This window comes from Nostoc sp. NMS8 (assembly GCF_017115045.1).
Lineage (GTDB): Bacteria > Cyanobacteriota > Cyanobacteriia > Cyanobacteriales > Nostocaceae > Nostoc.
Window position 1 is genome coordinate 49863 of sequence record NZ_JABXKK010000040.1, and the last position, 12431, is coordinate 62293.

General features: G+C 41.2%; 8 protein-coding genes. 2 read left to right on the plus strand and 6 right to left on the minus strand.

Features of this window, described 5'->3' with window-relative positions:
- Window positions 1–41 precede the first annotated feature (41 nt).
- The 4 genes from HWQ39_RS06390 to HWQ39_RS06405 form a co-directional block, all read right to left on the minus strand.
- Window positions 42–1853 (minus strand): ABC transporter ATP-binding protein, encoded by a 1812-nt coding sequence (locus HWQ39_RS06390; RefSeq protein WP_292842739.1) that lies wholly within the window; start codon window positions 1851–1853, stop codon window positions 42–44.
- A 67-nt stretch (window positions 1854–1920) separates the two neighbouring features.
- Window positions 1921–2727, minus strand: a complete 807-nt coding sequence (locus HWQ39_RS06395; protein WP_292842741.1) for an ABC transporter ATP-binding protein — start codon at window positions 2725–2727, stop codon at window positions 1921–1923.
- A gap of 18 nt (window positions 2728–2745) precedes the next feature.
- Complete coding sequence (locus HWQ39_RS06400) at window positions 2746–3786, minus strand: iron ABC transporter permease (RefSeq protein ID WP_292842743.1); 1041 nt, start codon at window positions 3784–3786, stop codon at window positions 2746–2748.
- Window positions 3783–4814 carry an iron ABC transporter permease gene (locus tag HWQ39_RS06405; RefSeq protein ID WP_292842745.1) on the minus strand — a complete coding sequence of 344 codons (1032 nt, stop codon included), beginning with the start codon at window positions 4812–4814 and terminating at the stop codon, window positions 3783–3785. Before HWQ39_RS06405 ends, HWQ39_RS06400 begins: the two co-directional genes overlap by 4 nt.
- Before the next feature lie 697 nt (window positions 4815–5511).
- On the opposite strand from HWQ39_RS06405, the gene HWQ39_RS06410 reads away from it, so the two are divergent.
- Window positions 5512–7617, plus strand: a complete 2106-nt coding sequence (locus tag HWQ39_RS06410; RefSeq protein WP_292842747.1) for an acylase — start codon at window positions 5512–5514, stop codon at window positions 7615–7617.
- A 259-nt stretch (window positions 7618–7876) separates the two neighbouring features.
- On the plus strand, window positions 7877–8308 hold the full coding sequence (locus tag HWQ39_RS06415; protein WP_292842749.1) for an EamA family transporter: 432 nt from the start codon (window positions 7877–7879) through the stop codon (window positions 8306–8308).
- 146 nt (window positions 8309–8454) lie between these two features.
- Here HWQ39_RS06415 and HWQ39_RS06420 read toward each other — a convergent pair whose 3' ends face one another.
- Entirely contained in the window at window positions 8455–9198 is a 744-nt protein-coding gene (locus tag HWQ39_RS06420; protein ID WP_292842751.1) for an iron-siderophore ABC transporter substrate-binding protein, read from the minus strand.
- Between the two features lie 288 nt (window positions 9199–9486).
- Window positions 9487–12273, minus strand: a complete 2787-nt coding sequence (locus HWQ39_RS06425) for a TonB-dependent siderophore receptor (protein WP_292842753.1) — start codon at window positions 12271–12273, stop codon at window positions 9487–9489.
- Between the last annotated feature and the right edge of the window lie 158 nt (window positions 12274–12431).

Genomic DNA, 12431 nt, shown 5'->3' on the forward strand with positions numbered 1-12431 from the left:
AATCTCGTAGCCATGAATTTTGTAGCAGGAACCCTTGACAATTATTTCATCCCTGACTGCACATTCCATAAGCCAGCGTAAATCCCATTTTTATCCAATAATTCTTCATGTGTTCCCGACTCAACTAATTCTCCATATTCCATCACGTAAATGCAATCAGCATTGCGGATAGTAGAAAGACGATGAGCGATCGCAATTGTCGTTCGATTAACAGTAATCCGTTCTAGAGAACGCTGAATAGCAGCTTCAGTTTCATTATCCACCGCCGATGTAGCTTCATCTAAAATCAAAATTGGCGGATTCTTTAAAACAGCCCGTGCGATCGCAATTCTTTGGCGTTGTCCACCAGATAATTTTTGACCCCGTTCTCCAACTATTGTCTCATAACCTTGAGGTAGCCGCAGAATAAAATCATGAGCTTCGGCGATTTTCGCCGCTTCAATTATTTTTTCATCCGCAGCATTAAAAGTACCATAGGCGATATTTTCAGCAATCGTACCGTGAAATAAGAATACATCTTGGCTGACCAACCCGATACTACGACGCAAATCACCTAGATTTAACTTTTGAATATTAATACCATCAATTGCGATCGTCCCCGCAGAAATATCATATAATCGCAGTAATAATTTAACTAAAGTGCTTTTACCGGAACCTGTAGAACCAACAATAGCAATAGTTTTTCCGGCGGGTACATGTAAGGATAGTTTTTTAATTACTGGATCTCTATCTTGATAAGCAAAAGCAACTTTTTTAAATTCAATGTCACCACGTACTCGGTCAACCGATAAAATTTTATCTCCTGTAGCTATATTGATGGGAGTATCTAATAAATTCATGACCCGCTTGGTAGAAGCCATTGACCTTTGATAGTTGTCAAATATTCCACCTAGTTCTACAAAAGGCCACAATAATCTCTGTACTAAAACGAGTAAAACACTATAACTAGCAATAGATATTTTACCAGCATAAGTCGCCATTCCTCCCCAAAATAGTAAGGCTGTGAACCCTACTAAAATTAACATTCTAATTAAAGGATTAAATGCGGCAGAAAGTTTAATTGCTTTGGTATTGCTTTTTCTATATGCTTCGCTTTCTGCTGCCAATCTAGCACTTTCATAATCTTCGGCAGTAAAACTTTTAATTGTGGTAATACCACTGATATTATTTGCTAGCCGGGAGTTCAGAAAGCCGACTTTTTCCCGCACCTCATCATAACGATCTTCTAAAAGTTTTTGATAAGTAAAAGATCCCCAAATAATAAATGGTATTGGCAACAGTGCTACCAGGGTTATATAAAAAGGTAAAATAAAAAAACTACCACCAACTAAAATAATAATTGAAGCGATTATATTGATAATTTGATTAGCTCCAAAATTCAAAAAATCTTCTAGCTGATTGATATCATCATTCAAAATTGACATCAAACCGCCAGTGCTACTTTCTTCAAAGTAAGCTGAATCTAATTTTTGTACATGATTATAGGTATCCAAGCGTAAATTATGCTGGATATTTTGGGCTAAATTACGCCAAAGTCTATTATATGCGTACTCAGAAATTGATTCTAGTATCCAGACAATGATAGTAATCAATGAAAGCAGTAAGAATTGCCAAAATACATCTTTTACACCCAACTTGGCAAATACAGAATTTTGCTGCTCTACGAGAATATCTACTGCAATACCAACTAACCACGGTGGTGCTAAGTCTAAAATCGTATTGATGATAGAACATGATGTGGCCTGCCAAATTTGTAGGTAATATTGACTGCCATAGTTGAGCAAGCGTTGTAAAGGAGAGGCTAGATTTCTACGATTTTTAGATCCTATGGGAGATTTTGATGTGATTGTCACAACTGTTTATTATTTGTACTGAGGTGATTAATAAGAGTGATATTTCTAGTAAAAATGCATTAGTAATTTAAATAAGTTTGTCATTTACTCTTCCTTTTCGTCCTATTGGCACACACATTGGTGTCTCCATTACTGGGTCAGCAATAATCCGACACTCCAACCCAAAAACCTCTTGAACCATTTCTTGAGTCATCACTAGTTTTGGTTCTCCAGCAGCAAAAATTCGTCCATCTTTGACTGCAACTAAGTAATCAGCATAACGACACGCATGATTTAAATCATGCAGCACCATGACAATTGTCCGTCCTTGATTTTGGTTCAACTCATACAACAAATCCAAAATCTCTATCTGATGCGCCAAATCTAAAAAAGTAGTCGGTTCATCTAACAGTAAAATATCTGTATCTTGTGCCAACGCCATTGCAATCCAAGCTCTTTGTCGTTGTCCACCAGACAAAGTATCTAATGCTCTATCTGCCAATTTCAACAAATCTGTAATTTCTAGTGCCTGCTGCACGATTTTTTCATCTTTTGCCGACCACTGCTGCGACCAATTTTGATAAGGATAACGTCCTTGTGCTACCAAATCTTGCACGGTTAATCCTTCTGGTGCTACTGGCCCTTGAGGCAAAATACCTAACTGCTGTGCGACTTCTTTAGTTGAAAGATTAAAAATAGATGTTCCATCAAGATAGACTGTACCACCACGGGGTTTAAGCAATCTTGCCAAACCTCTTAATAACGTTGATTTACCACAACCATTAGCACCAACTAAACCACTAATTTGTCCAGTGGGAATTACCAAATTTAGGTCACGGATAATCAGCGCACCATCATAAGCTAAAGATAGATTTTTGGTTGAGAGTCCTTTCATAGATGAAATTTCCCGGCTTTATTTTTTGTGGTTACGAATTAACAAATAAAGAAAATAAGGAGCGCCAATAGCAGCAGTTACAACGCCACAAGGAAGTTCGATTGGTGCAAATAGCGTTCTTCCTAGCAAGTCTGCTATGACAACAATTACTCCCCCCAAGAGTGCAGAAGTAGGAATCAAACCTTGATGGCTTGTACCTACTAGCTGTCGTCCTACATGGGGTGCGATTAATCCAATAAAACCAATATTTCCGGCGGTGGCGACTCCTGCACCTGCTAAGGCTACACCCACTAGCACGAGTAAACCACGTTGCGATTCCACTTGACTACCTAAACTTTTGGCGACATCATCTCCTAAATTTAAAGCGTTCAAATGCCTTGCTAGTGTCAAAGCCATTGGCACAAAAATAATTAACCAAGGTAACAGAGAAAAGACTTGCTCCCAAGTCCGGCCGTACACGCTTCCAGCTAACCAAACTAAAGCATTACTAACGTCATCAATTTCGGCAAAGGTAATCATTAAGCTGGTTATGGCACTGGCGATCGCAGATAAACCAATACCCATTAAAATTAATAGAATCGGAGAACTACCGTTATTCCAAGCCAGCGAGTAAATTAAAATCGCCATTAGCAAAGCACCAGCAAAGGCTGACATAGGTAAGGTATAAACCGGTGCTGAGGGAAATAGTACAATTACTACAACTGCCGCCAGACTCGCCCCAGCATTGATGCCGATAATACCTGGGTCAGCTAATGGATTGCGTGTCAGTCCTTGGAAGATAGTGCCAGAAATTGCCAGCGCCACTCCCACCATAAAAGCTACAAGAGTGCGGGGCAGACGCAAATTCTGAATCACGAATACATGGTCTGGGTTTCCTGTATCTAGCCCTAATATAGTTTTCACAATATTCAAAGGCGAGATTGGATATTCACCCCGCCCTATATTCATCACCATCGCCACTACAATCGCTACTGCCAAACATAGCAGTATGACTGGTACACGTCGGTCGATGCGGAAAGATATCACCGGAGAACGAATGACTAGCCAATCAAAACTCATTTTTTCACCTTTGACTTAGCTAGGTAGACAAAAAAAGGAGCGCCAACTATTGATGTCATTACACCTACAGGTAATTCCTGTGGTTTGAGCAATACACGGGCAGCAATATCTGCAACCAAGAGTAAAATAGCACCCAGAACTGCACAATAAGGTAATATCCAACGATAATCGGCTTTAATATAAAATCTCACTATATGGGGAACGACTAAACCAATGAAGCCAATTGGCCCTGCAAGAGCGACAGCACTTCCTGCTAGTAAGACTACGCTGATAGCGGTAAATATTTTGATCAAAGCTGTCTGTTGACCCAAGCCTTTAGCGACATCTTCACCTAAACTCATAGTGGTAATTTGTCTGCCAAGGGCAAAAGCTAACACTAATCCGATGCCAACGAAAGGTAGTAGTTGTAAGAATAAATTAAAATCTCGACCAGATAAGGAACCAGCTAACCAAAATCTCACCTCTTCGAGTGTTTGTTGACTGACAATGAGGATACCAGTGGTGAAGGAAGAAATAAGAGCAGTTAACGCCGCTCCTGCTACTGTCAAATTCAGTGGGGTGGCTCCTCCTCTTCCCAGAGAACCAAGGAGGTAAACTAACATCGCTGTTACTCCCGCACCCAGAAATGCGACAAGGGCGTAAACACTTAGGGATGAGCTGCCAAAAACAAAAATTGCGACAACCACAAAGAGGGCGGCTCCCGACTCAATACCCAAAATACCTGGATCTGCTAAGGGGTTTCGCGTCAAACCCTGCATTAATGCTCCCGACACAGCAAGGGCTGAACCTACAAGGATAGCAATTAGCGATCGCGGTAATCTTACAGTCTGAATAACTAAGTGATCGTAGGAACCATCAAAGGCTATAAAAGATGTCAAAATCTTACCTAGAGGTATTTCTGCTGCACCTAGCGTCACACTGTACACCAAGCAAATTAGCAGCATACACAGTCCCACAACCAGACCAAATAAGGCTGACATTTGTGGCTTTTTTAATCCTCTCGGTGAGAGTGTAGTTGCTTTTATCATGATCCTGCTGTCACTTGAAAATATTACGCTCTACTAGTTAGTTGTTTTTTCAATGGGCACTCTCAACATTTAACAGCTTTTTAATCATCCAACTTGATAATCTTTCTTGATAAATATATAGATTACACGATTGTGTAGCTCTTTCTCCATTTTTTAAACGGAATAAAGGATGCCCTTACAACCCCTTATAACTTTGATATACTTTCTCAACAAAGTGGTATTGTTAGATCAACTTCTATTTTCAGGTAGATAGACCACACGGTAGGGGCACAGCAATGCTCATCCGTGTCAAGTTAAGGTGAAACCGCTTGTCCGCCGGGAATTGAAATTCCCGTCTCATAGCTAAAGTCATCTGAAGATGACTAAATATCGCCAAAAATCTCCAGTCTACTTCAGTAGACTTAAGCTATTAGCCCGAAAATTTATTTCCGGGCGGGCATGGAAGCCAACAGTTAAGCTATTTCCAGCTTAAATTGACACCAATGAGCAATGCTGTGCCCTTACGACAGGTGTGGTTCAAATACATGAATAATTACTGTAAATCTGCTTTCTCAAAGTCACTTGTGTGCAAAGAGGGGACTAGGGAGGAAGCAAGGGAGCAAGGGACAGGAATTTTTCTCTCTGCCTCTTTCCAATCCCCAATCTCTAATCCCCAATCCCCAGCCTCCAGGCGTTACATCTGTAAATGGTGGTGTTCGTGAGAATTGATAGTTTACTTAGAGTTTACAAACGAAAGCCAATACGTGTTTTACCTTTAATACTCAGCTTGATATTGGTTTTGTTTGTCGGCAGCCGCACTATAGCTGTACCAACAAAATCCACAGAGATATTATGGGATACTTCTGGTGTACCGCATATTTACGGAAAAGATGACCAAAGTGCATTTTATGCCTTTGGTTGGGCACAAATGCAAAGTCATGGAGATTTACTTTTACGTCTCTATGGTCAAGCACGGGGACGCGCAGCTGAATATTGGGGAGAGAAATATCTAGATTCAGATCGTTGGGTACAGACTGCGGGAATACCAGAACGCGCTCGTTCTTGGTACCAGGCACAGAGTCCAACTTTTCGTAGTTATCTTGATGCTTTTGCTACTGGGATCAATGCTTATGCAAAACAAAATCCTAACTTAATTGACGATGATGTTGAGGCGGTGCTACCAGTCAAGGCAGAAGATGTCATGGCTCACTTACATCGGGTACTTAACTTTACCTTTGTGGTCAATCCTGATCAAGTATTAGGTCTGAGCAAAGAAAAGTTGCAAGCAGGATCTAATGGTTGGGCGATCGCACCAACTCATTCTGCCGATGGGAATGCTATGTTGCTAGCAAACCCACATCTACCTTGGTCAGATTTATTTTTGTGGTATGAAGCTCAAATCACCGCACCAGGTATTGATGCTTATGGGGCAACACTTGTAGGTATTCCCGTATTAGCGATCGCCTTTAACAACAACTTAGGTTGGACTCACACGGTTAATACTTATGATGGTTGGGATGTTTACGAACTCACACCTGCAGGTAATGGGTACAGGTTTGATGACAAAGTTCGTAACTTCCAGACGAAAACTCTTTCCCTAAAAGTGAAGCAAAAAGATGGTTCCTTGCAAGAGCAACCCCTGGTAGTGAAAAGTTCTGTCCACGGGCCTGTGGTAGCCGAGAAAAATGGTAAAACTCTGGCGCTGAGAGTTGCAGGTCTTGACCGACCAGGTGTACTCCAAGAGTGGTGGGATATGGCACGAGCAAAAAACCTTGCCCAGTTTGAAAAGACACTCCAGCGCTTGCAATTGCCAATGTTTACGGTGATGTATGCGGATCGAGAAGGGCATATTATGCACCTATTCAACGGTCAAGTTCCAGTGCGCTCCTTTGGTGATTTTAAATACTGGCAAGGCATAATCCCAGGAAATACATCTAAAACCCTGTGGACAAAAATTCATCCTTACCAAGATTTACCGCGCATAGTTGACCCTAAAAGTGGCTGGTTGCAAAATACAAATGACCCACCCTGGACAACTACATTTCCCGCCGCCATTAAAGCAGATGATTACCCGCCTTACATGGCACCTCGTTTCATGGATTTCCGTTCCCAACGTTCTGTAAGAATGCTGGCTGAGGATAACAAAATCTCTTTTGATCAAATGGTTGCAGACAAGCACTCTACCCGCATGGAACTGGCCGATCGGATTTTGGCTGATTTAATTCCGGCTGCACGCAAATATGGTCAAGACTTGGGGAAAAAAGCAGCCGATGTCCTAGAAGCTTGGGATCGGCAAGCCAATACAGATAGTCGTGGGGCAGTATTATTCGCCTTTTGGGTACAACAGATGGACTTAGATAAAACCTTTAGTAAACCCTGGAATGAAAATTCTCCACGCACTACACCCAATGGTTTAGCTAATCCTGAAAGTGCAGTTGCAACTTTGCAAGCAGTAGCAGCAGAGGTAGAAAAGACTTATGGGGCGCTTAATGTCCCTTGGGGTCAGGTTTTTCGGCTACGATTGGGTGATGTGGATTTGCCTGCGAATGGTGGCGATGGCAACCTGGGAATTTTTCGTGCGCTCTATTTTGCTCCTGAAGCAAATGGTCAGTTCCAAGCCGTTGCAGGTGATTCCTATGTGGCTGCGATTGAATTTTCTAACCCTATACGGGCAATGGCACTTACCAGTTATGGTAATGCAAGTCAACCCGGCTCGCCACACATTAGCGACCAGTTACAAATGTTAGCTAACAAAAAGTTGCGGACTGTGTGGCGCGATCGCTCAGATATTCTTGCTCATCTAGAAGAGCGTAAAATATTCTGAAGTCAATAGTCTGCTTTTAGGGTTTGCGATCGCAGTTTGCAACGAATAATTTACAGCAGTTTTCATGTATTTGAACCACTCTTATCGTAGAAGCGTAAGTTTATTTACCTGAAAATAGCTGTAATCTATTTCATTTGTAATCCTTCTTTCCTGTTCCCTATCTCAACGATTAATTTCACAACTTATTTAGGATTGCCATAACATGAGCCTAAATAACAAAATAACACTGCTAATTTTGACTAGTGAACTAGGAGGCAAGATGGAAAGCAACACCATAACGTGGTGGATATATGCATTACTTTCGGCTGGCTTTGCAGCATTGACAACTATCTTTGCCAAAATTGGGGTAGAAAATGTGAACTCTAATTTAGCAACAGCAATCAGAACTGTTGTTATCTTAGTAATTGCTTGGGGAATTGTATTGTTCCAAGGAAATGTAGTTAATATCTTAGCTATTTCTCAAAGAACGATGATTTTCTTATTGTTATCTGGAATATCTACAGGATTATCATGGATTTTTTACTTCCAAGCTTTACAAGCAGGAAAAGCCTCTCTGGTTGCACCAATTGATAAATCAAGTTTGGTATTAGTTTTATTATTTTCGGTTATTTTTCTCGGAGAACCATTAAACTTGAAAATAATATTAGGAAGCGGTTTAGTAGTTATAGGGACTTTAGTATTAATCCTTTAAACTCTTAGAAGCCCAAAACACTTGTAGAGATGGCGATTTATCGCGTCTTAAAAACCCAAGCGTATTGACCTATAAATATTCTTAACCGAAACCTATGGTAGACAAATAGAATGTATTGGGGTATCAGTTTACTTACTCAGCACTCTTCATGGTGTATTGACTAAGTATTTAAATAAGTCATCAATTACAGCATCAGCAGCAATCAAGTTTGAACCAACCCAAGACAAACCATCTACAAAGTATATATGTCTTTGCTGAAATGCTTTGAGTCTTTTCCAAAGTGGTTTTTGTTGCAGTTGTTCAAAATTTGCCTTATCGCTGTCATTAAAAGTTGTTACAAATAGAATATCAGCATCTAATTCTTCTAGCTTTTCCTCAGAAATATTCTTAGTTAACCCACTCGGCGTAATCACATTTTGTGTCTTTGGGCGTTGCAATCCAACATCATTAAGAATGGAACCACTAAATGAGTTTTTGGCAGTACTCATTATATCCCAACCATAAATATGAATTACAGATATCGTTTTGTCTTTATATTGATTACCTAGCGCTATTTTTAGTTTTTCAATTCGTTGATAATAGTGATTCCATGCTTGTTCTGCAACCTCTTTTTTTCCTAATGCTTCGGCGACAAAATTAAAATGTTCGCGCCAAGACAATGAACCTTTCCACTTCCCTAATGCCGTAGGACTGATTTGAGAAAGGCGAGGATAAATTGCTTTAACATTTTCCCAACCTAGAATTAAATCAGGCTTAAGTCGCAATATACGTTCTAAATTAGGCTCATATTGAGTACCTATTTTCTGTATTCCCTCTGTCTTATTTTTTAAATAGCCTGGTAAATTATCTTGCCAACCATCAGAAGTGCTTCCTATTGGTTTAACATCCAAGACGAGTGTGCTACCCAAAGTGACTTGAGATATGGTGACAAGACGCTTTGGGTTTTTTGGAACACAGGTTTCCCCCATCGTGTGTTTTATCACACGACAGTCTTTCGCTGGTGGGGTAAGGCTTGTGGCATTGTGATAACTACTTCGATTACAACCTAACGGAAGTACAAATGCCACTATTCCCAAAAATAGTATGTAGGTGAGACGGCGTAACAACTTTTTCATGAAGACCTGACTTTTCCAAACCTCTAGGAAGCGGTTCTGGGCATTTTGAATGAAGTACCTGATTCAGAACTCATAGGAAATCGTTGCTTGCACATTCGTCGGTGCGCCTGGATAAACAACGGTTCGTCTGGAAGCAGTTTCATAGTATTCCACGTCAAAAAGATTATTGACGTTAATACCAAGTCTCCAGTTGTCTCGACGGTAAAACAAGGCAGCATCAGTACGGACATAACTGGGAACTTGGAAATTGCTGTTGGGAAAATCGGCTTGCTGTTCGCCCACAAAAACTAGCCCCAATCCAAAGCCTAATCCTTTGTAGTCACCACTTTGAATTTCGTAGGTTGTCCACAGGTTAGCGGCATTTTTGGGAACGTTCCGCAAAAAAGTACCCACTGGAATGCGATTATCTTCGGTGACTCGCGCATCGGTATAAGCATAGCCTGCAAGGATATTCCATCCAGGTAAGATTTCGCCCCCAATGGTGAATTCAAACCCTTTACTGCGCTGTTCACCGACTTGGATTGAGAAATTAATGGGATCAGCAGGATCGGAGGTTAGCACGTTACTCTTAGTAATCTCAAAAGCAGCTAATGTGGCAGACACAGTATTAGTGATGTCTGCTTTAACGCCGACTTCGTATTGAGTACCTCGCTCAGGCTCAAAAACTGAGTTGGTTCGCGATCGCCCAATCACTGGATTAAACGATTGACTGTAGCTAGCATAGAGAGAAATCGGTTTAATTGGCTGATAGACAATGCCAACACGAGGACTGAACGCTTGATCTCCCTGAGAAAAAGTTCCAAAACTATCGTACTGTTCGCTGAAGTCAAATCGTCCACCGACTAGTAAGTGCAAATTGTCGGTAATGTCGATTTGATCTTGAATATAGATGCCCAGAGTATCTGTGAAATTTGTACCATAGTTATCGATTTGGACATCTGGTCGAGTCACATTGTAATTTGGGTTGAAAATATCGATTGTCGGTAACAAAGCAGTACCAGACGTAAAATAACCGGTAGAACGACCAAGCTCAAACCCAATTAATAACTGATGTCGAATGGAACCCGTGGTAAATTTACCAGTTAGATCGGTCTGCATTCGATAATCCTGGTCTATGAACAAATCATCTGCATAGAGTTTGTCAAGAAAGCGATCGTCTCTAAAGTCATCTTCTACGTATGTATAGCCACCAGACTGTTTTGCACTATAGAAAGAAAAGCCATTGCGAAGCTCCCAGTTATCACTAAACTTATGCTCAAGTCGATAACTAGCCTGATATTGCTCCACCGTAACTTGATCTAGGGATGGATAGAACAAAGCTCGATTAATCGGCAATACCAGAGAACCATCACTGAGGGCTACTACACCATAATCAAGCGTTGGATTGTTGTATGTATAGGAAAAGTCCACCGTTAAGGTCGTGTTTTTACCGATGTTCCATTGCAAGACAGGAGCTACAAAAAAGCGATCCTCACTCACAAAGTCTCGAAAACTACCATTGTTTTGATAGGCTAAATTGAGCCGATACTTTAAACTGCCGTCATTAGTTAAAGGCCCTGACAAATCAAGCTCTGGTCGGTAAAAGCTGAACTGCCCACCTGTGAACTTGACACTATAATAAGGCTCACTTAGAGGCTGCTTCGTCACGGTGTTGATTACGCCTCCGGGCTGCAATTGCCCCAACAAAACCGATGCTGGCCCGCGTAATACCTCAATGTGGTCTACATCTGCAAGATCCACATCCTTAGTTGCAGTGCTACCGCTACGAAACCCATTTCTGAGGTTGAAATCTTGTCTAAATCCGCGAATGACAAAAGCTTGGCTTTGATTAGAAAACTGTGACACACCCGGAGCGTTATTTCGTACTGCATCTTGCAGTCGATTTACATTCTGGTCTCTAATCACTTGATTGGGAATGACTTGAATTGACTGGGGAATGTCTCGCAAGGGGGTGTCGGTTTTTGTCGCTGTCGTGGCATTTCGCACATTATAGCCATCCTGCTCCCCCGTCACTACCAACTCAATCGGCTGATCTGGCGGGGCTGTTGGTTGCTCTTGTGGTGTTTCACTAGCAGGTTTTTCTTGAGTTTGTGGTGTTTGGGGTTGCTGCGGTGCTTGTGTCGCTATTGCCACCGAAGTTATACCAAAAACCAGCCCAGCATCATCATCAAATAATTCAACCGTAGGCAAAGCTTTCTCACCTACCACGGTGACGCGGACAGTATTTGCATCAATATTTGTAACTGTTATCTCAGTAATTACCGCAGTAGGTTTCTCCGAGCGAAATGTAAAAGCCTCACCCGACGGTAAACGTAATTGTCCACCAGATACATCTGCAATAAAATTATTGCCTGCACTGCGATTTGTGACTTGCAGTCGAGTACCTTGAGTTGTCTCTAAAATTACTTCTACACCTCTGTTTGTGGCATTTGCTTTCACACTTGTGATTGCTACAACTTGATCCCCACTTCTTGGTTCTGGATTCGAGGGATTGGTAGGTGTTGGTGTCTGTACCAGCATTTGGGCGCTAGTAGCGGGAAGTTCGATTTCGCTGATTTGACGAATATTTTTACTTGTTTTATCCGACTTCGCTTTTTGTAGTGAACTTGCAAGTTGAGACTTAAAGAGTCGCGATTTCTGGTTACTGGGAGCTAATACTGGAGATTTACTACTTGCAAATGTTTTCTCTGTAACTGCAACTTTCTCATCTAATGCAGATTCCCCTACCCTCTGGGTAGAAGATTTGCCTTGAATGTCCTCTCGCACTTCCTCACCTTTAGCAGGAGTGTTTACGACAACAACAACTGCACCTGTTAGCAGCAGGGTTTGAAAAAGTTTATCTAACTTCATTTATCCGCTTACACTCAATCACACTACTTGGTCGTACTCGAAGACTAACGACAATCTTTGAAAAGAATTGTCATTTAGGGTTAAGCTAGTTGAATCATATTATGAAGTGATGCAAGACACAAGATAATTAAGAATATTTTTTATTTAAAATGCCTACC

Coding starts and splice junctions, on each gene's coding strand:
- HWQ39_RS06395 (WP_292842741.1), bottom strand. CDS start 2,727: ATGAAAGGACTCTCAACCAAAAATCTATCTTTAGCTTATGATGGTGCG.
- HWQ39_RS06400 (WP_292842743.1), bottom strand. CDS start 3,786: ATGAGTTTTGATTGGCTAGTCATTCGTTCTCCGGTGATATCTTTCCGC.
- HWQ39_RS06405 (WP_292842745.1), bottom strand. CDS start 4,814: ATGATAAAAGCAACTACACTCTCACCGAGAGGATTAAAAAAGCCACAA.
- HWQ39_RS06415 (WP_292842749.1), top strand. CDS start 7,877: ATGGAAAGCAACACCATAACGTGGTGGATATATGCATTACTTTCGGCT.
- HWQ39_RS06425 (WP_292842753.1), bottom strand. CDS start 12,273: ATGAAGTTAGATAAACTTTTTCAAACCCTGCTGCTAACAGGTGCAGTT.